Source organism: Antrihabitans cavernicola, from assembly GCF_008297975.1.
Classification (GTDB): Bacteria; Actinomycetota; Actinomycetes; order Mycobacteriales; family Mycobacteriaceae; genus Antrihabitans; species Antrihabitans cavernicola.
The window spans coordinates 24846-51025 of record NZ_VLNY01000017.1 but is presented as its reverse complement, the minus strand read 5'-3'; the positions used below and the strand labels follow the sequence as shown (position 1 = coordinate 51025).

Sequence of the window (26180 nt, the reverse complement as noted above, 5' to 3'; positions counted from 1 at the left end):
GACACGATATCACTGTTATGACAGCGATATATCGTTGCGCGGATACGATGCAGAAGTGACGGAACGCAGGCTCGATACCGACGTTCGCGCCCGGCTTCTCGAGTCCGCGGCCCGACTGTTGGCTCAGGACGGACCGAGCGGTATGTCGACGCGCAAAGTCGCCGCCCAGGCAGGCACATCGACGATGGCGCTGTACTCCCAATTCGGGTCGATGCCCGAGCTTGTCCGCGCTATCGTCGACGAAGGATTCACCCGCCTCCGCGAGCAGATCGACCGAATTCCGCAGACCTCGGACCCTGTCGCGGATCTGGGCGCAATCTTCGCCGCTTGGCTCGACAACGCGCGCGACAATCCCGACCTCTATGTGGTGATGTTCGGCGCGACCGCACTCGGCGGCTACCGCCGCAGCGGCGACGACCTACAGCAGGGCCGCTACGCCTTCGACGCACTGGCCAGCGGTGCCGATCGCGCGATCAGTGCGGGCCGGTTCAATCCGGGCGAACCGGTGGCGATCGCCTCGCGGCTCTGGAGCGCCCTGCACGGGTACGTCATGCTCGAAATCGTCGGCTACTTCGACCCGCCGAACTCGGGCGTCAAATACGTGTTGCAACCGATGCTCGTCGACCTCGTCATCGGCCTGGGCGATCAGCGCGCTCGGGCGCAGGCATCGGCCACATCGTGGTTCGCGGAAGCAGCCACCGTCGACAGCGCGTGACACCCCCCGTTCGCGCACTACCTGCGTTCATCGCATCGAGCGATCGCTTCGAGTGTTGGTTTCTTGCGCGGGCGATGTGCGACATGATCATGGCTCCGCCGGTCGAGTTTCGGGCGGGAGTTCGACATACCTCAGTCCGTGCGGCACTCGAGTCTCCGGGCATGCCGGGACGATTCACAAGTTGTCGCGCAGGTCGCTACACGCTGGAGATGATTACTGGATAAAATCGGCACGATGGCCGCATCTCGCACATGTTGCTTGTTGGAGGGTGTAAATGAGCGCTTCGCCAGACTTGGACGTCTACAGGGCAATCGACCGTATCGGTTCGGTGGGCGCGGTGCGGCTCGATCGGCTCAAACGGAAGTACCGACCCCTCCCCGATTACGGTTTCTTCGGGCCTGGTTCGGTGACGTGGAAAGTGTGGTCGTATCCGACTTCGGCGATCATGGGCTTTCAGCGCGCTGTGACAATCGAGTTCCTGGACCCGAATCTCAATGCAGCGGTCGTCGCATCGGGCGGCGTCAAATCTCGTCCTCGCAACCGGTACGAGCGGACGATGCGCTATTTTGCGCTGGTCGCGGTCGGGGACACCGCGGCGGCCACCAAGGCCGCCGATATTCTTGTGAAGGTTCACTCGTTGGGCATCGGGGTCGACCCGGTGACGGGCGGTCGGTACGACTCGAACTCGCCGAAGTCCCAACTGTGGATTCACATGACGGCGTGGCATTCGATCCTGTACTGCTACGAAGTGTTCGGACCGGGCCAGCTCTCTGCCGCCGAGGAGGCGGAGTACTGGGAACAATGTGCGGTTGCGGCCCAATGTCAAACTATCGACCCGGATGAAGTGCCCCGCACCCGCGATGCCGTAATCGAGTATTTCGAAGCCTGGAAGCCGCGGCTCGCCGCTTCGCAAACGGCGCAGTCGATGGCGAGGATGATTCTCCACACCGAGGTTGCCTTGCCTCCCAATCAGCCGGCATGGGCGACGCCGGTGCTGCAGCCGGTGGCACGGCTAGCCGCGATGGCGACGATATCGACGTATCCGCAGTACATGCGCCAGTTGTTCGGCATTCGACAATCAGCAGCCGAGGATGCGGTGGTGCGCCCGGCCGTACGTGCTCTGATGACGGCCATCAACAGCAACATGCATCTCTACGATGCTGTTTGGTCGTGGCTGGTGCCGGGGGTTGCGGACCTCGTCATGCCTGCGGCGCTCGGTCTACCGGCAACCAATCCGATCACCATGACGCCGCGTGCTGCTCAGCAGCTCTACGGCTACGACATTCCAGCACAAGCCCACCCGCAGCTACGCCGGAAACAGGAACAGCGGGTCTTCGGCGAGCACACAGCACCGAGTTACGAGGGGTTGGAGGAGTCCGAAGAGTTCTTCGGGAACATGCGCGGAGTCCCCCAATAACTGATGCACTGAGTTATAGGTACCAGCTAGCCCCGCGCCATATCGACGAAGCGACTCAAATGCAATTGATGTGCGACGGTAATCGTTGCTGTCGGACCATTGCGATGCTTGCCGAGAATCAAGTCAGCCTCACCACCACGCGGATCATCGCGCTCGAACGCATCTGGTCTGTGCAGCAAGATGACCATGTCGGCGTCCTGCTCCAGCGAACCTGATTCACGAAGGTCGGAGACCATCGGCTTCTTGTCGGTGCGCTGCTCGGGACCACGGTTCAGCTGACTGATCGCGACGACGGGGACTTCCAGTTCCTTCGCCATCAGCTTCAAACTTCGCGAGAATTCCGAGACTTCTTGCTGACGCGATTCGACCTTCTTGCCGGACGTCATCAGCTGAAGGTAGTCCACCACAATGAGTTTCAAGTCGTGGCGCTGCTTCAGCCGTCGCGCCTTGGCACGGATTTCCATCATCGTGAGGTTCGGCGAATCATCGACGAACAGGGGCGCTTCGCTGATCTCGCTCATACGGCGGGCGAGCTTGGTCCAGTCGTCGTCGCTCATCCGCCCGGAGCGCATGTCACCGAGCTTGATCTTCGCCTCCGCGGACAGCAGACGCATCACGATCTCGGTGCGGCTCATTTCCAGCGAGAAGATGACGCTGGCGAGGCCCTGCTTGACCGAGCACGAGCGCATGAAGTCCAAGCCAAGTGTGGAGTTGTGTGTCGGCACCATCGAACGTCCAGCGAGGTAGAGGTGCTCCCCGTTCTCGACCTCGACGCAGCGCACCGGCACGCTCTCGACCTTGCGAACGTCGACGATGTAGCGCGAACCCGAGCGGGCCGTGCTGTGGCTGGCGCGTCGCTCCTTGTGCAGTAAGGACTTTCGCGTCAGGCCGAATACTTCGTCGTCTGTCGAGAATGTCAAGGTGAATGCGGTCGAGGAACTTTCGCTACGACCGCGGACTCGCTTGGTCGCCGTGTGGCAGCGGTAACCGAGGCTGACGATCAGTTCCTCGACACCGCGAACCAATTTCTCACTGGTGACCGAGAACTGAACCGAGCCACCGTTGGTGACAGTACCGTCCGTATCCAGGAGTCCGGCAAGCAGAGCGCGACGCTGCGACTCGGAGCCGCGTAGGTAGTCGGCGGGTACATGCTTGTCGCCGAGGACACCGATGGTCCGCAGCCGTCCCTGAACGGTCCCGACCTCGTTACGGCACACCTGGCACAGCCGCAGCCCGATGGAGCGGCCACCGCAATGCGCACAGGTCGGCGCCGCGACCGGCTCGGACATGAACCGCGCTTTCCCACACGATCGACCGCAGGTGCGCACCTCACTGGTGTGCGGAATGAACTCCGCACCACAGACAACGCATTCGCGCGATGCGATTGGAGCCTCGGGCGGAAGTTGGATCTGATACCGCAGGGCAGCCGACTTGGACGGAACTGCGACGTGCCCCTCCGCCTCGATTCGCACGATGATTTCCGGATCAGCAGAGGTAATCTGCGCGCACGCCGACGTCCCATCGCCCAGCCACGCACCTAGCGTGTAGGGCCCGACGAGATACTCGCGGGCAGGCAGCTGGAGCGGCTCGGTGTTGACGACCGAGTGGTTGAGCCGCCGATCAGCGCTGTTGCAGCGAACGGAGTCGGCAATGTCGGCCGTGGTGCGAACTTCGGCGAATGTCTTCTGATTGCGATAGCGGTTGTAGCCAGTTCGCGCAGCTTGGGCCGACTTTCGCGACGCACGCGTCTCGGTCAACCACTGGTGCTGCTCGTCGGCCACGATCACCGTGCCATCGGAGAACTCGACCTCGTAGCAGGGACGTCCGCTCATCACCTCGGTCGCAGCGACGACGCGGGTAGGACGGCCGTGTGCGTCGAGCAGCTGATCGCCGACCGATACCGAGCCCATCGTCGTCCAGCCGGTCGGGGTCGCCAGCGGTGTATCCAGCGCCAACGCCTTACCCACACCAGGCCGGGCCGCCACGATGATCATCTGACCCGGATGCAAACCGTTGGTCACTTCGTCCAATTCGGCGAAACCTGTTGCCACACCGAGTGATACGCCACCACGACTCGCGATGGAGTCGATCTCGTCCATCGTCGGCTGCAGCAACTCTTCCAACGGCACGAAGTCTTCCGCGGTGCGACGCTCGGTGACTTCGTAGACCTCGGCCTGCGCGCGGTCGACCACCTCGGCCACTTCTTGTCCGTCGGCGCCGGCATAGCCGTACTGCACGATCCGCGTACCGGCCTCGACCAGCCTGCGCAGGATTGCCTTCTCCTCGACGATCCGCGCGTAGTAGCCGGCGTTCGCCGCGGTGGGCACGGTCTGGGTCAACGTCACCAGATACGGCGCGCCACCGATTCGACGGAGCTGGCCGCGGCGGTCGAGCTCTGCGGACACCGTCACCGGGTCTGCAGGCTCACCCTTGCCGTAGAGGTCCAGGATGACGTCGTAGACGTCCTGATGCGCGGGGCGGTAGAAGTCGCCCGGGCGCAGCACCTCGAGCACGTCCGCGATCGCATCCTTGCTGAGCAGCATGCCGCCGAGCACCGACTGCTCTGCCGCCATGTCCTGCGGAGGCTGCCGTCCGAAATCCTCCCCGGTGGGAGAGGGCTCCGACGGACCCGAGTAGTCGGACCCGGAGTGCTGGGACCCCGAGTACTCCGCACGACCTCGATCATCGACAACCGCCACTCGACTCGTCCGCCCTCTCTCGGTCGACACAACCACAGCCGTCCCTCATCGCACACAAGTTCTACCCGGGGGTACCGACATGTTCGTGGCAACCCGTTCGAATCGCAGCGATGGAGAGATGTTGAGACGACGTTAGGGACTGCTGGACCTCCGTACAAACCGACCTGTGTACACACCTGGGGAGGGATTGTGGAAACGCTTGGACAGCTGTGTGAACCGTATGGGGATAACCTGAGGATAAGTACGAATCACACTTGTATCGTTGCAGCTAGACGCCAGTTTTCACAGATTTTTGCCTGTGCATTGATTTCGGGACGGCGTGTCGCTCAAGTTGACGGCTCGGGCGTGTTGAGTAAACAGACGACAAACTGACCTATGACCTGGGCCACAGTATGGTCGGTATGTTTGTAGCCCCGCTTTCGATCTCACGCTCAATTAGACGCCCGTCCAGGCGATGTTCGGTTAGGGAGCCCGCAAACACGCCGCGAACGCATGCGCTCGATGCGGCGAGTCGCAAAATGACAGGATCGGATTGCGGTTTTTGGCCATGCGGAGCGGACTGAAGGTCGCCTTCGGTCCGTTCGACAGCAGCGAGGTGACATTCAGTCCGCGGCGGCGGACGGCCACATTCGACCCGTCGGGCGACTGAAGGTCACGTTCAGTCCGCCTGACGGCATCACAGTGACCTTCGGTCCGCAACGGCCGGAGCCAGCCAACGCAAAAGGCCCCGCAGATCGAAATCTGCGAGGCCTTTCGAGGTAAATCGGGGGACTAGCTGCCGACCACGTTCAGATCGAACTTGGCGGTGACATCGGGGTGCAGGTTGACCACGATGGCGTGCTTGCCCGTCGACTTGATGTGCGCCTTCGGCAGGTCGATGCTGCGCTTGTCCAGCACCGGGCCACCGGCGGTCTTGACCGCACCGGCGACGTCGGCCTGAGTGACCGAGCCGAACAGCTTGGACGAGCCGGCCGTCTTGACCGTCAACGACACGTCGGCCAGGTTCTCGATGGCCTGCTTGAGCTCGTTGGCGTGATCGAGACCGCGGACCTGACGCGCCTCCTGGGCGCGACGGATGCCCTCGACCTGCTTCTCGGCGCCACGGGTGGCGACGATCGCAAGACCGCGGGGCAGCAGGAAGTTACGGCCGTAGCCATCCTTGACCTCGACGGTGTCGCCGGGCGCACCGAGGTTGTCGACATCAGCAGTGAGAATCAGCTTCATGATGTAACTCCCTTTCTCAGCGTGCCACTGCGACGTAAGGCAGCAAAGCAACCTCACGCGAGTTCTTCACTGCGACAGCGATATCGCGCTGGTGCTGAACGCAGTTGCCGGTGACTCGACGCGCGCGGATCTTGCCGCGGTCGCTGACGTACTTACGCAGCAGCGTCGTGTCCTTGTAGTTGATCTGCAGGTTCTTCTCTTTGCAGAAGGTGCAGGGCTTCTTCTTGAGCACCTTCTCGCGAGCTGGCGCCTTCGCCATGGTTATTTCTCCGTACTAGTTCTCGATCGTTCCCATGTGGATGGGATCAGAACGGTGGCTCATCGTCCGCAGGTCGCGATCCGCCGAAGTTGCCCGATGCCTGAGGCGCGCTGCCCCAAGGATCGTCCCCGCCGGAACTCTGCTGCTGCGGACGTCCGCCGCCCGATCCACCGGAGGAACCGCCGAACCCGCCTCCGCCGCCACCACGACTGGCCTTGTTGACCTTTGCGGTGGCGTACTTCAGCGATGGGCCGATCTCGTCGACCTCGAGCTCCACGACAGTGCGCTTCTCACCCTCACGAGTTTCGTAGGACCGCTGCTTGAGCCGCCCGCTCACGATCACTCGCGAGCCGCGGGTCAAACTTTCGGCCACATTCTCCGCCGCCTCACGCCAGATGTTGCAGCGCATGAAGAGGGCTTCGCCGTCTTTCCATTCGTTGGAATTACGGTCGAACATCCGCGGTGTCGAGGCGACCGTGAAATTGGCCACCGCGGCGCCCGCAGGGGTGAATCGAAGCTCGGGATCTGCCGTCAAGTTTCCGATGACGGTGATGATCGTGTCGCCTGCCATGTGGTTCCTCCTGCAGTGTTGTGTTGCGCTAGAGCCTAGAGCCCAGCTCCGACTTACACCGGAGGCTCCAACTCAGCGCAACCAAGAAATCACTTGTCGTTGCGCAGGACCTTGGTGCGAAGCACCGACTCGTTCAGGCCGAGCTGCCGGTCGAGTTCCTTGACCGTGGCAGGTTCTGCGCTGATGTCGATCACTGCGTAGATACCCTCAGCGTGCTTGAGGATTTCGAAAGCGAGACGACGCTTTCCCCAGACATCGACCTTGTCGACCTTGCCGCCATCCTTGCGAACGACGTTGAGGAAAGTATCGAGCGACGGGGCGACGGTGCGCTCATCCAGATTGGGATCGAGAATGACCATCAGTTCGTATTGACGCATAAGACCTCATCACCTCCTATGGACTGTGTACGGCCACGGACGTTCCGTGGCAGGAGGGTCGTTGCGTCAGCAACCTTTGCAGGGTACACGAGGGGCCCCTGACCTGCGAAATCGTCGGAGGGGCCTGAACACGGCGGCTGACGACTTAGGCTGTTGCCATGCGCAGCGGAGCCACCACCAGCAAAAAGCTGATTGCTGTCATCGTTCTGCTGTGCGCGCTGACCCTCGCCCTCGCCTACTTCAACAAGGCCCGTTGTGCGGGTTCGCCGTACTACGACAACGGTCGCAGCATCATCTTCGACCAGAAGAAAGACAGCAACGTCTGCTATTCGGACATCCAGTTTCTGTGGTTGGGCCGCGATATCGACAAGCACGTCTTCCCTTATGTCGACGGTGGCATCAACGGCAACGGCGACCTGGTCGGCGGCTCCGTCGAGTACCCGGTGCTCAGCGGTGCGTTGATGTGGATCGGCGCCATCGGGGCACACACCGATGCGCAATTCCTCTTCGACTCCGCACTGTTGCTCGCACCGTTCGCTTTGCTGACCGCGTGGATGTTGGGACGAATGGCGGGCCGCGCGGCACTGTTGTGGGCGATCGGCTCACCGCTGGTTCTCTACGCGTTCCACAACTGGGAACTACCGGTCGTCCTGACAGCCGTTGCCGCGATCTATCTGGTGACGATGGTGCAGCGAATACCCTTGCGCACGCGCGCAATCGGCGCCGCCGTGCTGTTGGGAATAGGTTTCTGCCTCAAGCTCTATCCCGGCGCTTTCGTCGTCCCGCTCGCTGCGTTCGTGCTCACCGGCGGCATCGGCGGACGTGAGCTGCCGTCGACGGTCAAGGGGCGCTACGACATTCGCGGCGCCATCGCCGTCGCGGTCGCCGCCGTCGTCACGGTCGTCGCGATCAACGTGCCGTTCGCGGTCGCCGGATTCACCGGATGGCGCGCGTCGTTCACGTTCCAGCAGAACCGTGAAGCAGACATCACCACCAACTCCATCTGGTACTGGGGACTACGCCCGATGTTCGGGCCGGATCCTGCGAGCGAGGCCGCCTTCCAGCACGCGGTCAGCATCGCGTCACCGGTGTTGGTATTGGCATCGTTCGCCCTGGCCGTCTGGTTGGGATGGCGCAAATTCGGTACCACGGGCAGCTATCCGTGGGTCGCGGTCAGCGGCGCGATGCTCTGCGGGTTCCTGCTTTTCCACAAGGTGCATTCACCGCAGTACACGCTGTGGCTGGTCCCGTTCCTCGTGCTGCTGATCGTGTCGTGGCCCGCCATCTTCGGATATCTGCTCGCCGACGCGGCGATCGGAATCGGCGTGTTCCTCTACTTCCATGCACTCTCGTCCGGCGGACCGGCCGATTGGCAGGAGAACGTGGTCCAGTTCGGCGTCTGGGGTCGCGCGGTGCTGTTGGTCTTCTTCTTCTTCGCGTTCCTGCGAGCCGGGCAGAAGTCCGCGGTCAAGTCGACCGAGCCGGCGACGCTGCCGGGCGCACTCGTCCAATCGGGCAGCACCGCATAGCTCCTGTCATTCGACTGAATGAATGCCTCTGACCAGCGCCGATTACGGTGTTCAATGGGCAGGTGGGGAGTTCTGGTTGGTTCACCAAAACCGTGTCGACACGCGTCGCCGACAGCCCGATCCGGCGAATCGGGCATGTCGAGGACCACGAGACGATGGCGATCGGACTCGCGACCGTCCTTGCCGACGACAACAGCCTCGAGCTGGTCGCGGCCGCCGACACCGTCTCCGGGCTGTTGGCCCAGACGACCGACCTCGATCTCGCCATCCTCGATCTCCGGCTCGGTGACGGATCGACGCCGCGATCCAACGTCGACGCCCTCGCCGAGCACGGCATCGAAACGCTCGTCTACACCTGCGGCGAGGATCCGTACCTGGTGCGGGCAGCAGCGAAGGCCGGGGTACTGGGAATTCTGCTGAAGTCGACACCCGCGGCCGACACGCTCGATGCGATCCGGCAGGCCGCGCAAGGCACACCGGTGCCAACCCAGGACTGGGCCGCCGCCATCGACGGTGACCCCGCTTTGCGTGAAGTCGGTTTGACACCAAGGCAATTGGATGTGCTCGCGTTGTACGCCAATGGCGAGAAGGCGTCGACAGTCGCCCGGATGACGGGCCTGGCCGAACAAACGGTGATCGACTACCTGGCCCGAATCCGCAAGCGCTACGCCGAAGCCGGTCGACCGGCGCCGACCAAGACCGACCTGTACAAGCGAGCGTTGGAGGACGGATGGCTACCACGGCCGGAGCAGCCGCGGCGCTGACCAGCATCCCCAGCGCGCACGACCGGCTGACGCGCAGTGCGGCCGCGTTTGCCGGCGTCGGTGGCCTGTTCTACGGCGTCGTGCTCATGCCCGACATCCTGGGGCAGACGATTCTGAGCCCGGCATGGTGGACGCCTTGCGCGGTGATCGCCGTGTTCGGATCGGCGCTCGCCATCGTGATCGCCGCAGCCCGCGGCTCGATCCGTGCGATCCACTGCTCGATCAGCACGTTTGCGATCGTGTATCTGGTCGCGATTGCGACCTGGTTCGTAAGCTACGACGGCGCCGCCACACTCTCGAACGAAAAGGGTCTGTGGCTCAGCATGTTTCCCGGCTTGGCCGCATTGGCAGTCTCCATCACCTGGCGGCCCACCGCAGTCTTCGGATACCTGGCACTGGCTTGTGTGATGTGCCAATTGCAGGGCTTCAATGCACGCATCGATCACGGCAACAATCCGGTCTTCTTCGAGATCGCATTCGGATTCACGTTCAGCGCGTTGTTCACCGCTGCGTGCATGGGCGTAGTCCGCGCGGGGCGAATCCTCGACGAGACAGCGTTGTCGGCGCGGACCAACGCCGCACAGTCCGCGGCCACCGAAGCAAGGGGTGCCGAACGTCGGCGATTCGACGCTCTGATTCACGACGGCGCCATGGCGACATTCCTGAGCGCATCGCGCGCCGACAACACCGCGGAACTCGCAGCGCAGGCGACCGCAACTCTGCGACAGCTGGACCGCTTGCGATCGGGTGCGTCGTCTGCCGACACATTCGACGCCGCCGGCCTGGTCACCCACATCCGAACATCGGCGGCGGCGATCGACGACAACGCACCGATCGTCGTTGCGTTGCAGCCGAACTCGTCCGAACTGCAGGTTCCACCCGAAGTCGCTCGTGCACTCGGCGCAGGCGTGATCGAAGCGATTCGCAACATCGAGCGCCACGCAGGCGCTGCCTCCTACGAGGTGCGCGTCGACGTGGATGGGTCGTCAGCCCGCATCGACGTCGTCGACGACGGAGTCGGGTTCGACCCGACCGCCGTGCCACCGCACCGCTTGGGATTGCAGGTGAGCATCCGTGGCCGATTCGACGAGCTCGACAACGGCTGGTCCCGCGTGGAGTCGGCACGCGGTGTCGGTACCCGCATCAGCATGGGCTGGCGACGCGTCTGATGCCGAACCCCGTTGTCAGCCAAGATGTTCGCGACATCCTGCGACTGCGTAGTCCGGCGGCATGGTTGCTGGTCGGCATGTTCTTCGCGACCTGCCTGTCGATGGGACTGTGGAACGACGAGGGGGTCGACCACATCTGGGTCATCGTTCTTGCCGCGGTTCTCTTTGCTGTCGCAGCACTCGGCGTCATGTACCTGCCTGGCGATCCGTTACCGACCTGGGCGGGTGCGCTGCTTGCCGCAGCCAGTCCCGTCATGGCTCTGCTGGTGGTCAGCCAACTACCCACCCCGCCCTTCAACGCCCAGCAGCACTGGTTCTTCGCAGCAACCGTGGCCTACCTGACGTTCATGTGTGTCCGCGGCGCCGTCGTGTGGGCATGGATCGGGCTGGCCTGCCGATTCGCCGTCTACATCGGCTGGTGCGTCGTGACCGGACAGGGTGCGTTGACGGGCCTCACACAATCAGCGGTCGACATCGCACCATTACTGATGGCGACCTTCTTCGCATACACCGTCCGCCCGACCGCGCGATCGATATTCCAGCTGCGCGAGCAAGCCAACCTCAGTGCCGCATCGGAGGCCGCGAGTGCCGCAGTCCTCGAGGAACGTGACGCGCAACTCGATCGTCTGGACGTGATCGCACGTCCACTGCTGGAAGTCATCGCGAGCGGTCGGCCCTTGTCCCGCGCGGAGCAAGACGACTGTCGTCTCCTCGAAGCCCGCCTGCGCGATCGATTGCGCGCGGGACTGCTGATCGACGACGGGGTCGCCGACGCCGCGCGCGAGGCACGTCGGCGGGGCGTCACCGTTGTGCTTCTCGACGACGGCGGCCTGGACGACTCGACGCCATCTGTCCGGGAGTCCGCGCGCGGGGCCGCGAGATCCGCACTGACACTTGCACGTAGCGGCAAAGTGTCCGCACGTGTGCTGCCACCCGGCCGTCCGATGGTTGCGACGATTCTGGTCAACGACGGCGATTCCGAGTACCACGTGGAGGTCGACCGCGCAGGCGTGGTGCATTCGGATCAGTTCGTTAGCGTGGGTAACTTTGACCCCACAACACTGGGCTTGGAAGATTCGGATACCACGATGCCCGGCAAAGGCATACATTGAGCTTCACCGCTATCGGGGTAGCGGCGGAGGCACCAGATCAACTGGTGCACAAGGTAATTAGGGGAGGAAACCAGTGGCTACCCTTCGTCAAGAGCGTGCGCATTCGACGTCCCGAGATCTGCTCAATCATCTGCAACACGAAGTCGCCGCTGCCGAAACGCGCAGCGTCGTCGTGCCTCATCTGTCGGACCGCGAGAAAGAAGTGCTCCGCACCTGGCTGCTTCTCGACTCCAAGAACGACGTCGCCCGTGCGCTATATCTGTCGCTCGGTACTGTCAACACCCACCTCACCCGGATTCGATCGAAGTACGAGGCCGTCGGCCGAGTAGCGGCCACCAAGACGGCACTCCTGGCGCGCGCCCTGCAGGACCGCATCATCGAACTCGACGAACTGTAGCCGCCTCAGGGGCACAGGCTGCCGACGGGAACACCGGGGAGATACCGATCTCGTTCGTCTTCGGTCAGCGCCGTACTTCCGCTGGCGCACAACCGATTTGCGACGGCATCGGGGTCGGTTGCCCAGAGACGGACGGTTTTGTCCGGCCCTGCACCTGCCAGGACGTCGCCGCCATGACCGAACGTCGCATCGTTGAGGTCGCCGGCGTACGCGGTGAGCGTGGCATACCCGGTCGGCTGCGCGGGATCCGTTGTGTCCCAAACCCACAGCGCATCCTCGACGCCGGCGGCCAAGCGATCACCGCGTGGCGCGAAGTTCAACGACTTGATCGCGCCCACCGGCCCCGTCGCAATGCCGATCAAGTTCGGCTTGGCGGCGTCGGACACATCGAACATGCGAACCTGCCGATCCGATCCGCCCGCGGCGATCGTCTTGCCGTCCGGGCTGAACGCGACCGCAAGGACATCGTTGCCGAACCCGGTCAGCGACGGCAACGGCTGTGGCGCAGCGGGATCGGAGACATTCCACAGCCGGACCACGTTGGCGACCGTCGCGACCGCGAGGATCGTGCCGTCCGGGCTGAACGCCGACAGTTCCGGTAGGTCGCCCGCGTCCAATTTCGCAAGTTGGGTGGCGGCCGCCGGTGCGGCGGTGTTCCACAGCGTCACGTCGTTGCCGTCCTGTCCCGACACCGCCAACACCGTTCCGTCCGGCCGAAACGCAATGCCCGCAACCAAAGTCGAGGTCGCGGCGAACGGCGTTCCTTCGAGCTGCGGCGGATCGACGGCGATGTTCCACAGGGCCACGCGGCCGGCGGCGGTGCCGACCGCGGCCAACGCACCGTCTGCACTCACACCGACCGCACCCGTCACCACATCGCCCGGCCCCGCACCGAGCCGCCCACGCTCGACGGGATTGCTCGGATCGCCGATGTTCCACAGATGCGGGCCCGGATCCTTGGAGCCGACACCCACCAGCAACGTCGTTCCTGCCTTGTCGAAAGGCGTCTGGAAGATCGTCGAGGTCGCGGACGAGAGCACTGGGCCCGGCAGGTGCCACAGCCGAGCGCTACCGTCGTCGGAACCGGTGATGATCGTGGTACCCGCCGCGTCGAACCTGACCGACTCCAGCGTCACCGCTCCCGGCAGAACATGTTCCAGCGCAGCGGTTTCGGTGTTCCACACTCGTACCGAGTTGTCCGAGCTGCCCGCGGCGACGTGCTTGCCGTCCGGGCTGTACGCGACGTCGTTGACATAGCTGGTGAAACCTGTCAGCGAGGGGAGCGGGGCCGGGTGAGCCGGATCGTCGAATTGCCACCGCCGCACCTCGGCTGAGCGCATCGCCGCGGCGATCGTCTTCCCATCCGGGCTGAAGGCCACAGCCTGCACCTGGTTGGTCGAGCCGTCTCCCGCAATGTCGACCAAAGGAGATGCCGCCATGGCGTCGGTCGGCCAGATGCGCAGCGCGGCCTGACCGCCGTACGCCACCAGGAATCGCCCGTCGGGACTGAAGGCGAGCGAGGCAAGATCGGTCGGCAACGCCGCACCCGGAAGCGATGCGGGATGCGTCGCGTCGGCAATGTTCCAGGCCGCAATCGTGTCCGCATCGGCAGCGCTGGCGGCGAGTCTGGTGCCGTCCGTGCTGATGGCGAGATCGTTGATCACGTACGTGGTGTCCAGCGCCGCGTCTCGACTCGGCTTCGCCGGATCGGCGATGTTCCAGATCTCGATGTGCTGCTTGCCCGCGACCACCAGTAGATCGCGAATGTCGTTGATCACCACAGCATTCGGCTCCGCAGCACCACCCGGCAGCGTGATGGTCGACAGCAAGTGACCGTCGACATTGCTGAGCAATTGCACTGTTGCACCCGCTGTCGCGACGGCGTCGACGTTCTTACCGGTCGCCACCAGCGTGCGACCGGGCGCGTTCAGCAGCCGAACCGGCGTCTCCACAGCCGTCGAATCGAGCAGCGCCGAGCGCGCCGCCACAGTCGGCCGCACCCGATACGCTGCCAACGCCAGCTGGGCTGCGAGCGCAGGATCCTTGGTACGCAAGCGAATCGACTCGGCCGCCACTTGCCGAGACATGGCGTCGTCGCGCGCTCGTTCGGCGACCGATCGCTGCTCGCCTGCATTCGATCGGGCGACGAAGGCGGTGATCGCCAACACCAGAGCGATCACCGATGCCACCGCCAACGCTCCGACCAGCCTGCGCAGATTGCGGGTACGGCGCCGCTCGGTGACGGTTCGGCTTTCTTGCTCGGCGATGCTGGCCTGCAGGTACTCGCGTTCGAGAACATTGAGATCGGCGTTGTTGGTCTCGGCCCAATTGCGCACCAGCGGCAGGCTGGTCGCGCTCATCAACGATCCTGTGTCCCTTCCGCTTTCCCGCCAGAGATCGGCCGCGCGGGTGAGTCGACGATGAATGACCAGACCGGTTCGATCTGCATCGACCCAGTCACCCAGTCGCCCCCACGCGCGCAGCAACGCTTCGTGCGAAATCTCGACCGACTCCTCTTCGACCGTCAGCAGGCGATGCGACGCGAAGCGGTCGATGACGGCGTTGACGTCGGCAGTGGCGTCGTCGTAGAACAGCTCGCCGCGATGAACGGTGCGCCGAGTCTGGGCGGTCTCGTCGACGTGAACGAGGCGCAGGAAGATGCGTCGTGCGATGTCGGCCTGCGTTGCGCTGAGCGAGAGATAGGCCTTCTCCGCCGACTGTTCGACCGCACCGGCGATGCCGCCGGTCTCGGTGTACGCGCCAACCGTCAAACGCTTGCGGCGCGCGCGTTCCCAGGTCCCGAGCAAGGCGTGTGAGAGCAGCGGGAGCGCGCCGATATCGTGCGCCGAACGAGAACCCGGCGGGGCAAGCTCGGTGAGCAGCAACTGGACCAGGTCGTCATCGACCGACCAGCCCCGAGTGCGAGCAGGCTCGACGATCACCTCGCGCAGGGCCTCGCTGGTCAACGGTCCCACTACGACTGGACCGGATTGCAGCGCGGGAATCAACGCTTCGTCTTCGGCGGCGCGCGCGTAGAAGTCGGCGCGCAATCCGATCACGACCACGGGTGCTGCCTTCGCGAGAGCGTCGAGGAAGGTGCGGCGCTCGGCATCGTCGCGGCACAGGCTCCACACTTCTTCGAATTGGTCGTAGACGACGACGTCCGCTGGCTCGACGACCGATGGGTGCTCACCGGGCGACGTCACGCACGCCGTGACTTCGCGGCGGGCCAGCGCGGGCACCAGACCTGCTCGCAACAACGACGACTTGCCCGATCCCGATGCGCCGATCACCACGATCATGCGCGGGCCGTCGGCGCTCAGGACACGATCGGTCAGATCGGCGGCCAGCTCGGCTCGACCGAAGAAGAGCTCCGCGTCCTGCTCCTGGAATGCCTCCAGCCCGCGGTAGGGGCAGCTGGTGTCGCCCGGCTTGCCGCCCGGCGCTTGGCGCAATCGTCGAACTGCATCGATCCACGGTGTTTGAGCATCGCCAGCGACACCGCATGCGACGAGCAGCTCTCGGAACGTGGACTCGCTGTGCTTTGTCGGCACGTGATGGCCGACGAACCAGCCGCTCACCGTGCCCGGATGCGACCTCACCGCTCCGGCAAGCTCACGCACCGTGAATCCAGAGGCGACGCGGAGCTCGGACAGGGCGTCGGCGAACTCTTCGCGAGTGTGAGCCTGCGCAGGATCGTGCACGACTGGACACTACAGAACTGCAGGTCAGCGCGCTGGGTTTGTACGGACTTGTACGGACCCGGCGGTTTCTATCGACTGGGGCGCACCGTCACCGCACGATCGAAATCGGGCTGTTCGGCCGAACAGAACAGGGGAGATTCTCACACACGGGGAGAGGCATGACCGCTGTGCTCACTTTGCTCACGTCACCGGAACCACCGCGCCGACCCGCGCTCAGCACTCGCGAAATCGAGGTGATGCTCGCGTGGTTTCGCTCGGACTCGAAAGTCGACGCGGCACGCAGCCTCTTCATTTCGATCGGCACCATCAACACGCATCTGAGTCGGATCCGTGCCAAATACTTGGCGGTCGATCGCCCTGCGACCACCAAGGCAGCGCTGTTCGCCCGCGCGCTGCAAGACGGGATTACCCGACTGGGGGACTGGTGAGCTCTCGAGCTCGAGGCCGCAACCACGTCGGCAACCACTTCGGCTGTTCGTCGGCGGCTTGATCGAGCACACCGCCGACCGGGTCGTCGATGAATCCGTAGCGAACGATGTCTTCGTCCGGCCGGTAGATCTGCCGAACGATCAACGCGCACAGACCGATCACCGCGATGTCACGCAGCACGACGGCACCGGTGAACCACTGCTCGGGCAAGCCCTTGTTCGATTCACCCAGGTAGTAGTACATCCGTGGCACCCATACCAGCGCGTCGATCGCCATCCACGTCAAGAGGATTCGGCGATGCGGCAGTGCCAGCACCGCCAACGGCACCAACCACAGCGAATACTGCGGGCTCCACACCTTGTTGGTCAGCAGGAATCCCGCGACCAGCAGAAAGCACAGCTGCGCAACCCGAGGTCGTCGCGACGCGGTCAGAGCGATGTAGCCGACGCCGACGCACACCGCCGCGAACAACAGCAGTGACACCAGGTTGAGGATCACCGGCTTGTCCGAGCTTTCGAGAACGCCGTCGAAGCCGGGCCAACCTGTGAACGAGGTGATGACATTGTAGATGGAATCCGGATCGGCGGGCCGATCGGTGTTGAGCCGGAAGAACTCTCGCCAGCCGGTGAAGAACAGCGCGGCGATCGGCAGGTTGACCACCAGCCACGCGCCGACCGCGGAGAAGAAGGTGATCATCCACGGCCGCATCTTGCCGACCCGCAGACACAACAGGAGCAGCGGCAACAGCAGGAAGAGCGGATACAGCTTGGTCGCACCGCCGACGCCGAGCAATATCCCGGCCAGGACGGGACGCTTACGCGACCACGCCAGCAGGCCCGCTGCCGCGAACGCCGTCGCCAGCGGATCGAAGTTGGTGAACGCGTGCACCGCAACCAGCGGCGAGCACGCGATGAGCGCACCGTCCCAAATGCGCCGTCCCGCAAGCAGACTGCTGGCCCAGACCGTCACCAACCACGCAAGGGCGAGGCCGAAGGCAACGATGTTGAAGTAGACCGCGACCTGAATGGCCTGCGGAAGGAAGGTGGCGGAATCCCAGGCCTTGGCCAGCTTCATCGACACGTACTGATACATCCCGGCGACCACCGGGTACTCCATGTACCGCGTCTGCACGACCCCGTCGGGCGACTTCTCCTGCCACGACTTCTTGTACGGGAAGGCGCCCTCGTTGAGATGCTCGGCGCCGTAGAGCGGCACCGTGTCGGAGTAGCACATGGCCGTGTACTGGCGGCTGCCCGACCAGTCGAGGCCGAGTACACCGTTCGGCCCGGACGGGGCTTGCTGGATGCAGCCCATCTTGGTGAACCAGCCGAGAGCCAGGAAGATCACCGTGAGCAGCATGATCACGCGCATCGGCGTGAAGAACCGCGTCCGACCCAGCAGCGCGTGCTTGCCGACCGGACCACCTGCCAGCGAGGACAACTCGATGGTCAGGGGGTCGTTGGTGCCGGGCAGATCACGCCAGTCGGCGGAACGTAGGTCGTCGGCAACCGGTGCCGGGGCCACGTATTCGCGCTCTTGCGTCACCGGGCGACGCCCCGGCCGACAAGTCGCTGCACCGTCGGTTCGCTCACCACCTCGCCGAGGCTACCGGGGCCTGCCGGGCACAGCCGGTTCACCCGGTACTGCTGCCCCGCCTGCTCCGGCCCCACCTGCTCCGCCCTGCTCGGGTTCCACAGCATTGGGCTCCGCACCGCCACCCGCAGCGCCACCGCCAGCCTGACCCGGTTGCACGGACTGTTGCGGCTGCGGTTGCTGCTGGATCCCCGGCACCGGAATGGTGATGCCCGGCAGGATCTCCACCGGCGACGGCGTGATCACGATCGGCGCAGGTGCCGACTGGGTCACGCTCGGCTTCTCAGATGCCTGTTGCTGCTGCGTGGTTTTCGGCGCGACGTACGGCGCTGTGTACTCGGGTACGCCTGCCTGACCACCGATCGGATCCGGGTCCGGGAAGTCCTCCACGTCGGTGCCCGACAAGGCACCGTCCATGGTGGCCTTCCAGATATCGGACGGAACACCCGAGCCGTACATCGGTCCGCCGTACGACGTGCGCAGCGGCAGCCCCTGCTCGGTTCCGACCCAGACCGCGGTGGACAGCGACGGCGTGAAGCCGATCATCCACGCGTCCTTGTCTTCACCGGTGTCGCCGAGCTGCGTCGTGCCGGTCTTCGCCGCCGACGGCCGCCCACCCTTGAGGTTGTGGCCGTTGGAGTAGCCGGCGATCGGTTCCATGGCCGACGTCACGTTGTCGGCGACGGCCTTGTCGATGCGCTGCTCACCCGGCGGATTACCGCGATCCAGGAGTACGTTGCCGTCGGCGGTGACGACCTTCTGCACGAAGTGCGGCGCGTGATACATACCCGAATCCGCGAGCGTCGCATAGGCGGACGCCATGTCGATCGGGCGCGACTGGTACTGGCCGAGCACGATGCCGTTGTTCGGCGGGCCGCCGTCGGGCTCCACCAACGACTTGCCGACGCCCGGAATGACGTCCGGGATTCCGGCCTTGTGGGCCATGTCGGCAATCGCCTCGGGGCCGTTGTTCAGCGACAACTCCAACCGGTAGAAGCTGGTGTTCAACGAGCGCTTGAGTGCCTCGGCGATGGTGCAGGTACCGCAGGCCTCGCCCTCGACGTTCGTGATCTCGATGCCGTTGACCGTCAGCGGCGACGAGTCGAACATCTTCGACAGCGGGATGCCCTGATCGAGCGCGGCAGCGAGGCCGAAGACCTTGAACGACGAGCCGGTCTGCAATCCGGAGTTGGCGAAGTCGAAGCCCTTGCCGTCGGTGCCGCCGTAGTACGCCCGCACCGCGCCGCTCTTGGGATCGATCGACACCACGGCCGAACGCAGTTCCGGCGATTCGCCTTCCAGATTGTTCTTCGCAGCATTGACCGCCGCGTTCTGCGCCTTGGGATCGATGGTCGTGGTGATCTGCAGACCCTCGGTGTTGAGGTCCTGCTCCGAGACACCGGACGATTGCAGTTCCTTGAGGACCTGCGCCTTGATCAGACCTTCGGGGCCTGCGTCCTGGTTCGGATCGGCGGCGGCGTTGGCCGGGGCGACCTGCGGGTACTGCATCGTCTTGCGGTCGGCCGCGGACAGGTTGCCGCCGTCGACCATGCCGTCGAGAACGTAGTTCCAGCGATCCTGCGCACCCTTGGGGTTGGTCTCCGGATCCAGGTTCGACGGCTGCTGAATGGTCGCGGCCAGCACCGCGCCCTCGGCGACGCTGAGCTGCTCGACCGGCTTGTTGAAGTAGGCCTTCGACGCAGCCGAGATGCCGTACGCGCCGCGACCGAAGTAGATGGTGTTGAGGTAGGCGGCGAGAATGTCGTCCTTGCTCCACTGCCTGGCCATCTTCGACGAGATCACCAGCTCGTGCATCTTGCGGGTCAGCGTCCGCTCGTTGCCGACCAGCGCGTTCTTCACGTACTGCTGGGTGATCGTCGAACCGCCGCCTGCGCTGTCCTTACCGAGAATGTTGTCTCGGGCGGCGCGGGCGAAACCGGATACGGAGAATCCGGGGTTGGAATAGAAGTCGCGGTCCTCCGCGGAGATCACCGCGTTGCGAACATGCGGCGGGATCTGCGCGATCGTGACGTCGGACCGGTTGCCCTGCGGAGGCACCACCTTGCTGAGGACCGTGGTGCCGTCGGACGCGAGGATGGTCGCAACCTGATTGGTCTTGATGTCCCCCGGCTCGGGCACATCGACAACCACGTACGCGACCAAGAACCCCAGAATCGGGATGACAAGGCCGAGAGCGACGAGTGTGAGCAGGATGTTGCGCACCTTGTGCGATTTACGACGACGCGGTGGCTGGCCGCCGGGGCCGCCTGCTCCGGGCGAACCGCCGGGCGGCGGCGGACTCGGCGGCTGCGACGAGCCTGCCGGGACGTAGGGCGGTACCGGGCGACGATCAGCGGCGGCAGCCCGTTGTGTCGGCGGCGGAACCGCGCGACGACCCATCGGCGTCGCAGGTGGCACGCGGCGGACTACGGGTGGCTGACCACCCTGGTTCAGATCGGTGCGCGGGGGGAGATCGGTGCGCGGCGGCAGATTGCGCGGCGGGTAGCCACCACCCTGCGGCTGGGGGTTACGCGGCGGCGGTGGGTTGCGCGGCGGCGGCGTGCTCCGCGGGACGGGACCGCCCTGCCGAGGCGGTGGCGGCGGCGCATTGCGCGGCATCGGGGCGTGACGCGGTGGCTGCTGCCCGAACCGATCACCGTCGGCTCCACCCCGATTCGCTGGGGGCGGAGGGAGCGGGCGCCCCGGCGGGGGTCCACTCGGCCTGCGGTGTGCCGGCTGATCTCCCGGCTGGTCATCGGAGGGGTAGGTCACTGAACGAAACTCCCGTGGTCGGACTGACTCCCGTGGTTCGGCCTACACGGGCGGTGCTGATTACTCGGTGGCGGTGCGCCGGCTGGGTCCTTGCGAACCCGTGGACCGTCGCCGCTTGGGGGCAGGAACGGCGCCAAGTACATACGACTGGACCAAGTGGTTCCAGCTGCACGTGCGGCACACCTCGACGACGTGGACCGAGAACTCTTCCCGAGAAGCCGCCAACCGAACCAGCTCTTCGGCGGTTCGCGCCGAGCCGTTGACCGGTCCGAGCTTCTCGCCGAAGACCCAGGATACGAGCGTCAGCTGCTCTTTCCTGCAGATCGGGCAGACGACGTCGCTTCCTTTGCCATGAAACTTGGCCGCACGCAGGAGATAGGGATTCGCGTCACATACCTCGCTGACACCGGTGCGGCCTGCGTATACCTCGGCCAGCACGGACCGACGCTGAAGCGCGTAGTCCACCACCTGCCGCTGTATTCGCACGGGAACCAGAGTACGTGCACCCCACCTGTGCGCGGGCCGTGCGGACCCAAGTTCACAGCAATGTCGTATCTGGAAAGCCACATTGCCGACACTGCGAAAGTCGTGCACAACGGACATATCATCAGCGCCATGCCGCCCCGATATTCGTCCGCCGTGCGCGCGCGGGATCAAGATCGAACCGATACCTGTTCGGCGCTCGACGAGGGGCTCGCAGACGGTCAGCTCAGTGACGCCGAACATGCGACACGGATCGCGTCGGCAATGATCGCAACGACGCTGCAGGAACTGCACGCACTGGTCGACGATCTGCAAGGCGACAACGACCTGGCGCCGATCCGCGAGCAGCGGCCGGTCCGCGACTACTCGACGCTGATCGCGGTCGTGGTCGGCGCCGCGATACTGCTGGTCGGGGGCGGGTTGGCCTTCCGCTCGTGCGGTGGACCGGACAGTCCTGCCGAGTCGTTCGGGAAGATCGGCTATCTGACACCCGCAGGCCTCACCGATGTGGTCGCGGCTACCAAGAAGGAATTCGGCAACGGCATCGTCGACGACATGACCGTGTACCCGAACTATGCGGTGATCTTCCGACCCGATCCCGGTGCGCCGCGACGCCAACTGGTCTATCGCTACGACGAGGACGGGTTCGCCGACCCGTCGACGTCCAGTCGGGATCCGAAGGAGCCGCCGGTCGACCTGACGCAGCTCGACGTCGCGAAGACCGCGGGCGTGATCGCGGGAGCAGGCCAGAGTTTGAATCTGCCGCAGATCGACACCATCTATATCGTCGTCCGCAGCTCCGACGACGGCCCGGAGTTGGTGCTGCACGCCAACAACGACCGGAACGAGAACGGCTATCTGACCGCCGATCTGCAGGGCAACTTTCGATCGGTGACCCGCTTCGATCCGGAGAACTGACAAATGGCCACCACCGCTCCGCGCCTGCGTGCGCGCGATATCGATCGCGCGACCGTCGCCTCCGCCCTCGATCAGGCGTATGCCGACGGTCAATTGAGCTTCGACGAGCATCGCGCACGGATCGCGACCGCACAGTCCGCCAAGACGCTGGGCGAACTGCATGCGATGGTCGCGGATCTCCAGTCGCCCGTCGACCTACCCGAGCCGACACCGCTGCCGCGGCCACGTCGTGCGCGCTGGGTCGTGATCGCGGGTGCAACAGCCGCGGTCGCCGTCATCGCGATCGTCGTGGCAACGATGTGGCCGGACGCGACGACGGTCGAGGCGGTCGATCCCGCGCCGACCACCATCGCGCCGACAAACACCGTGGCCGTCGCGCCCGCAGCTGTGGTGCCGATCGTCGCGCCGCCGGTTGTGCTCGACAGCGCCGAGGGTGTGCAACGGTTCATCGATCAGTACCGTGCACGATTCCGCGACACCGTTGCGGATCAGATCGTGCTGTATCCGAAGTCGAAGCCGCCGTACGGCTACGTGACCCGCGAGGTGGCACCGGGAACGCAGCAGAACTACAACTTTCGCGGCGGCTTCGACCTGTCCGGACCTCAGTCGGCCAGGCAACCCGATGTGCAAGCCGTCGATCTGGCAACGATCGATGTGCAGGTTCTCGCTGCGACCATGGGCGCTGCGCCGGCGATACTCGGCGCACCGACAGGAGCGATCAGCCACGTGATGATCGAGAACGACGGCACGCCGGAGATGCGGTTCTACGTCTCCGACGGCGTGCGCAGCGGGTACCTCACCACGACGTTCACCGGTGAACAGCTGGCGTTGTATCCGGTGAACTAGCGGTACGGCCTGGTTGCGGACTGCCCAGATCGGTGGTCGACTTGGTTCGACCGACGATGCCGAGGAGTTCCTGTCATGCCGTCTATGTTCGAGTTCGCCTGCGGCGCCGAACCGATTCACCGGCTCGAGGGCGATTTCTATGCCCGAGTGCTGGCGGACCCGCTGTTGCAACCGCTCTTCGGTGCGGGAAAACCCGAGCATGTCGATCACCTGAGCGCGTTCACCGCAGAGTCCTTCGGCGGGCCCGACAGGTTCACCCGCGAGTTGGGATTCGCGCACCTGATCGACGTGCATCGCGGGCTGGGGATAACCGAGGAGCAGCGGCAACGTTTCGTCGAGCTGTACATGGCGGCACTCGACGACAGCGACCTGCCGTCCGATCCGCAGTATCGCGCAGCGATTCGCGAGCACGTCGAATTCGGAACGAAGGTCGCGATGCAGAACTCGAACGCCACCACCGACGACGAACTCCATCCGCTGCGCGAGGTGCCGCGATGGACTTGGCCAGGCGACTAGAGGTACGGCCTGGTCAGCAGCTCGAGAGCATGACCTGACGGATCTTTGAAGTACACGCCGCGGCCTCCGTGCTCATGGTTTATTTCGCCGGGGCGAGTGGTCTGCGGATCGGCCCAGTGTTCGATGTTCCGCTCGACGATGCGGGCGTAAGCGCGGTCGAACAGGTCGTCGTCGACGAGAAATGCGTAGTGCTGCATCTGAATCTCGACCGGCGGCTCGGCAAATTGCAGCAGGACACCGCCGTCGAGCTGGAGGTTGGTGAACGGACCCCACGACGGCGCTTCGGCCGCTTCGAGAATGTCGCGATAGAACGCGGCAGCGACCTGCTGATCGATGGACGCGACGATTGTGTGATTGAAAGTTGCTGGCATGGGAGCCCGATTTTAGCCCGAATCAGGGTCACCCTGCCGCTGTCTGACGTGGTCAGGGGACCCTCGACTCGCGTCGTGGAACGTGCGATACCTCGCAGATGACTATGCGAAGTTATATCGGTGCGATATAGTCAGGCATCGCATCAATCGGTTAGGTTCGACGACTCTGGGGGTGAAGCCCGTTGCTGGAACTTGCAGTGCTCGGGCTGCTGCTGGGGTCGCCGATGCACGGATACGAGCTGCGTAAGCGGCTCACCGGCCTACTCGGCGCTTTCCGTGCCTTCTCCTACGGCTCGCTCTACCCGACGCTGCGTCGTATGCAGGTCGACGGGTTGATCGCCGAAGAAGTGGGCCCGGTAGCCGTGAAGCGTCGTGCGCGTCGCGTCTATCAGCTCACCCCGCTGGGCATTCAGCGGTTCTCCGAACTGGTAGCCGACACCGGCCCGCAGAACTACACCGACGATGGCTTCGGCGTTCACCTCGCCTTCTTCAGCCGCACCCCCGCGGAAGCGCGGATGCGGATTCTCGAAGGCAGACGACGCCAGGTCGAGGAGCGCCGGGAAGGGCTCCGCGAGGCAATCGGACGGGCCAGCGGCTCGCTCGACCGCTACACCAAACAGCTCCACGAGCTGAGCCTCGAATCCAGCGAGCGCGAAGTGCGCTGGCTCAACGAACTGATTGCCGCAGAGCAGTCGCCGAATTCGGCACTACCGAAAGAAGGAGAACCCGACCATGGGTGACAACAGCAACGCAGTGCGCGTGGCCATCGTAGGCGTAGGTAACTGTGCGTCCTCCCTGGTCCAGGGCGTGGAGTACTACAAGGACGCGGACGAAACCGCGACCGTCCCCGGCCTGATGCACGTGAAGTTCGGCCAGTACCACGTGCGCGACGTCCAGTTCGTCGCCGCGTTCGACGTCGACGCCAAGAAGGTCGGCTTCGATCTCTCCGAGGCCATCTTCGCGAGCGAGAACAACACGATCAAGATCTCGGACGTTCCCCCGAGTGACGTCGTCGTTCAGCGCGGCCCGACCCTCGACGGCATCGGCAAGTACTACGCCGAGACCATCGAGCTGTCCGACGCCGAGCCGGTCGACATGGTCAAGGCGCTCAAGGACGCCAAGGTCGACGTCGTTGTCTCCTACCTTCCGGTCGGCTCCGAGCAGGCCGACAAGTTCTACGCGCAGGCATGCATCGACGCGGGCGTCGCCTTCGTCAACGCGCTGCCCGTCTTCATCGCCTCCGACCCGGTCTGGGCCGAGAAGTTCAAGGCTGCCGGCGTCCCGATCGTCGGTGACGACATCAAGAGCCAGGTCGGCGCCACCATCACCCACCGCGTGATGGCGAAGCTGTTCGAAGACCGCGGCGTGCAGCTCGACCGCACCATGCAGCTCAACGTCGGCGGCAACATGGACTTCAAGAACATGCTCGAGCGTGAGCGTTTGGAGTCGAAGAAGATCTCCAAGACCCAGGCCGTCACGTCGAACCTGACGCGCGAGCTCGGTGCGGGCAACGTCCACATCGGCCCGTCCGATCACGTCGGCTGGCTCGACGACCGCAAGTGGGCCTACGTGCGCCTCGAAGGCCGCGCCTTCGGTGACGTGCCGCTGAACCTGGAGTACAAGCTCGAGGTGTGGGACTCGCCCAACTCGGCAGGCATCATCATCGACGCCGTTCGTGCGGCCAAGATCGCGCTCGATCGTGGCGTCGGCGGACCGGTCTACCCGGCGTCGGCATACCTGATGAAGTCCCCGCCGATCCAGATGGCGGACGACAAGGCTCGTAACGAGCTGGAAGCGTTCATCATCGAGGCGTAGCGCTCTCGTAACGACGAAAAGCGCTCACGACCACTCTCTTGTGGTCGTGAGCGCTTTTCGTTTCGCGTGATCAGGCGAGGATCGAGACGTACACCTCTACCGATGTCGCATCGACGAAACGCTCGATATCGGTGTTGTGCGTTCTCGTGATCCTGCCTTCGTTCTCGGCCTTCACGACTTCTGCCCAGGCTGTCCGCGTCAAGTCGTAGGGCTTGCCCGCGACGACGAACTTCGCATACGCGCCCGCCGGAATCCGGGTCACCACGTCGCCGGGCTCTGCCTCGTCGAGCGACCCGCACTCGTAGCCGAGCACCGCCGCGCTTCGACCGTCCTGTGCCACATAGGCCGCGACTCTCGGGCCGTCCTTTTCCCGGGCCAGATACCGGTCCCAGGTGAAATTCACCAGATCCAGGTCGCGGCGCGTTACTTCTTTGCCTGCGAGCGGAATGGTCAGACCAGCGACATAACTGTCCGGCAACTGCACTTTCTCGAAATCCATG

The 26180-nt window shown here is 64.4% G+C and carries 24 protein-coding genes; 13 read left to right on the top strand and 11 right to left on the bottom strand.

The window, feature by feature from the left end; translation table 11 throughout:
- Positions 1 to 55 precede the first annotated feature (55 nt).
- Positions 56 to 715: a TetR/AcrR family transcriptional regulator gene (locus FOY51_RS23730; protein WP_187776444.1), complete on the top strand. Its 660-nt coding sequence runs from the start codon at positions 56 to 58 to the stop codon at positions 713 to 715.
- Positions 716 to 989: 274 nt separating this feature from the next.
- The gene (locus FOY51_RS23725) at positions 990 to 2132 is read left to right on the top strand and encodes an oxygenase MpaB family protein (RefSeq protein WP_149432749.1); all 1143 of its coding nucleotides are present in this window, start codon (positions 990 to 992) and stop codon (positions 2130 to 2132) included.
- Positions 2133 to 2158: 26 nt separating this feature from the next.
- Here the strand turns inward: FOY51_RS23725 and dnaB are convergent, their stop codons facing one another.
- The 5 genes from dnaB to rpsF form a co-directional block, all read right to left on the bottom strand.
- Positions 2159 to 4831, bottom strand: a complete 2673-nt coding sequence (gene dnaB, locus FOY51_RS23720; RefSeq protein ID WP_290367920.1) for a replicative DNA helicase — start codon at positions 4829 to 4831, stop codon at positions 2159 to 2161.
- Positions 4832 to 5602: 771 nt separating this feature from the next.
- Entirely contained in the window at positions 5603 to 6055 is a 453-nt protein-coding gene (gene rplI / locus FOY51_RS23715; protein WP_149432747.1) for a 50S ribosomal protein L9, read from the bottom strand.
- Between the two features lie 16 nt (positions 6056 to 6071).
- The gene (gene rpsR, locus FOY51_RS23710) at positions 6072 to 6314 is read right to left on the bottom strand and encodes a 30S ribosomal protein S18 (protein ID WP_149432746.1); all 243 of its coding nucleotides are present in this window, start codon (positions 6312 to 6314) and stop codon (positions 6072 to 6074) included.
- 46 nt (positions 6315 to 6360) lie between these two features.
- Positions 6361 to 6885, bottom strand: a complete 525-nt coding sequence (locus FOY51_RS23705; protein ID WP_149432745.1) for a single-stranded DNA-binding protein — start codon at positions 6883 to 6885, stop codon at positions 6361 to 6363.
- An 89-nt stretch (positions 6886 to 6974) separates the two neighbouring features.
- Positions 6975 to 7262, bottom strand: a complete 288-nt coding sequence (gene rpsF / locus FOY51_RS23700; protein WP_149432744.1) for a 30S ribosomal protein S6 — start codon at positions 7260 to 7262, stop codon at positions 6975 to 6977.
- Between the two features lie 158 nt (positions 7263 to 7420).
- On the opposite strand from rpsF, the gene FOY51_RS23690 reads away from it, so the two are divergent.
- The 5 genes from FOY51_RS23690 (at position 7421) to FOY51_RS23670 (ending at position 12233) form a co-directional block, all read left to right on the top strand.
- Complete coding sequence (locus tag FOY51_RS23690) at positions 7421 to 8791, top strand: glycosyltransferase family protein (protein WP_149432743.1); 1371 nt, start codon at positions 7421 to 7423, stop codon at positions 8789 to 8791.
- A gap of 155 nt (positions 8792 to 8946) precedes the next feature.
- Positions 8947 to 9555: a LuxR C-terminal-related transcriptional regulator gene (locus FOY51_RS23685; protein WP_149432805.1), complete on the top strand. Its 609-nt coding sequence runs from the start codon at positions 8947 to 8949 to the stop codon at positions 9553 to 9555.
- Positions 9522 to 10724 carry a sensor histidine kinase gene (locus FOY51_RS23680; protein ID WP_149432742.1) on the top strand — a complete coding sequence of 401 codons (1203 nt, stop codon included), beginning with the start codon at positions 9522 to 9524 and terminating at the stop codon, positions 10722 to 10724. Before FOY51_RS23685 ends, FOY51_RS23680 begins: the two co-directional genes overlap by 34 nt.
- A complete protein-coding gene (locus tag FOY51_RS23675) occupies positions 10724 to 11836 on the top strand; it encodes a DUF8320 family protein (protein WP_149432741.1) in 1113 nt (370 codons plus the stop codon). Before FOY51_RS23680 ends, FOY51_RS23675 begins: the two co-directional genes overlap by 1 nt.
- Positions 11837 to 11909: 73 nt before the next feature.
- Positions 11910 to 12233, top strand: a complete 324-nt coding sequence (locus FOY51_RS23670) for a LuxR C-terminal-related transcriptional regulator (RefSeq protein ID WP_235916690.1) — start codon at positions 11910 to 11912, stop codon at positions 12231 to 12233.
- 5 nt (positions 12234 to 12238) lie between these two features.
- Here the strand turns inward: FOY51_RS23670 and FOY51_RS23665 are convergent, their stop codons facing one another.
- Positions 12239 to 15937: an nSTAND1 domain-containing NTPase gene (locus FOY51_RS23665; protein ID WP_149432740.1), complete on the bottom strand. Its 3699-nt coding sequence runs from the start codon at positions 15935 to 15937 to the stop codon at positions 12239 to 12241.
- Positions 15938 to 16095: 158 nt separating this feature from the next.
- Between FOY51_RS23665 and FOY51_RS23660 the strand changes: the two genes are divergently transcribed.
- Positions 16096 to 16365 (top strand): LuxR C-terminal-related transcriptional regulator, encoded by a 270-nt coding sequence (locus FOY51_RS23660; RefSeq protein ID WP_149432739.1) that lies wholly within the window; start codon positions 16096 to 16098, stop codon positions 16363 to 16365.
- Here the strand turns inward: FOY51_RS23660 and FOY51_RS23655 are convergent.
- From FOY51_RS23655 to FOY51_RS23645, 3 genes are all read right to left on the bottom strand, one after another.
- A complete protein-coding gene (locus tag FOY51_RS23655; protein ID WP_149432738.1) occupies positions 16343 to 17911 on the bottom strand; it encodes a glycosyltransferase family 87 protein in 1569 nt (522 codons plus the stop codon). The two genes, FOY51_RS23660 and FOY51_RS23655, sit on opposite strands and share 23 nt — an antisense overlap.
- Positions 17912 to 17971: 60 nt before the next feature.
- Entirely contained in the window at positions 17972 to 20578 is a 2607-nt protein-coding gene (locus FOY51_RS23650) for a transglycosylase domain-containing protein (protein ID WP_187776443.1), read from the bottom strand.
- Positions 20579 to 20791: 213 nt separating this feature from the next.
- Positions 20792 to 21217 carry a DUF5318 domain-containing protein gene (locus tag FOY51_RS23645; protein WP_149432737.1) on the bottom strand — a complete coding sequence of 142 codons (426 nt, stop codon included), beginning with the start codon at positions 21215 to 21217 and terminating at the stop codon, positions 20792 to 20794.
- 60 nt (positions 21218 to 21277) lie between these two features.
- Between FOY51_RS23645 and FOY51_RS23640 the strand changes: the two genes are divergently transcribed.
- The 3 genes from FOY51_RS23640 (at position 21278) to FOY51_RS23630 (ending at position 23494) form a co-directional block, all read left to right on the top strand.
- A complete protein-coding gene (locus FOY51_RS23640) occupies positions 21278 to 22132 on the top strand; it encodes a DUF1707 SHOCT-like domain-containing protein (protein ID WP_149432736.1) in 855 nt (284 codons plus the stop codon).
- A gap of 3 nt (positions 22133 to 22135) precedes the next feature.
- Complete coding sequence (locus FOY51_RS23635) at positions 22136 to 22978, top strand: DUF1707 SHOCT-like domain-containing protein (RefSeq protein WP_149432735.1); 843 nt, start codon at positions 22136 to 22138, stop codon at positions 22976 to 22978.
- Between the two features lie 75 nt (positions 22979 to 23053).
- Positions 23054 to 23494, top strand: a complete 441-nt coding sequence (locus FOY51_RS23630) for a group II truncated hemoglobin (protein WP_149432734.1) — start codon at positions 23054 to 23056, stop codon at positions 23492 to 23494.
- Here FOY51_RS23630 and FOY51_RS23625 read toward each other — a convergent pair.
- Positions 23491 to 23865 (bottom strand): VOC family protein, encoded by a 375-nt coding sequence (locus tag FOY51_RS23625; RefSeq protein ID WP_149432733.1) that lies wholly within the window; start codon positions 23863 to 23865, stop codon positions 23491 to 23493. The two genes, FOY51_RS23630 and FOY51_RS23625, sit on opposite strands and share 4 nt — an antisense overlap.
- A gap of 182 nt (positions 23866 to 24047) precedes the next feature.
- Between FOY51_RS23625 and FOY51_RS23620 the strand changes: the two genes are divergently transcribed.
- Together FOY51_RS23620 and FOY51_RS23615 are read left to right on the top strand one after the other, a co-directional pair.
- Complete coding sequence (locus tag FOY51_RS23620) at positions 24048 to 24605, top strand: PadR family transcriptional regulator (RefSeq protein ID WP_149432732.1); 558 nt, start codon at positions 24048 to 24050, stop codon at positions 24603 to 24605.
- Entirely contained in the window at positions 24598 to 25680 is a 1083-nt protein-coding gene (locus FOY51_RS23615) for an inositol-3-phosphate synthase (protein ID WP_149432731.1), read from the top strand. The genes FOY51_RS23620 and FOY51_RS23615 overlap by 8 nt, the downstream gene beginning before the upstream one ends.
- Before the next feature lie 70 nt (positions 25681 to 25750).
- Here the strand turns inward: FOY51_RS23615 and FOY51_RS23610 are convergent, their stop codons facing one another.
- Complete coding sequence (locus FOY51_RS23610) at positions 25751 to 26179, bottom strand: GyrI-like domain-containing protein (RefSeq protein ID WP_149432730.1); 429 nt, start codon at positions 26177 to 26179, stop codon at positions 25751 to 25753.
- Position 26180: the final 1 nt, after the last annotated feature.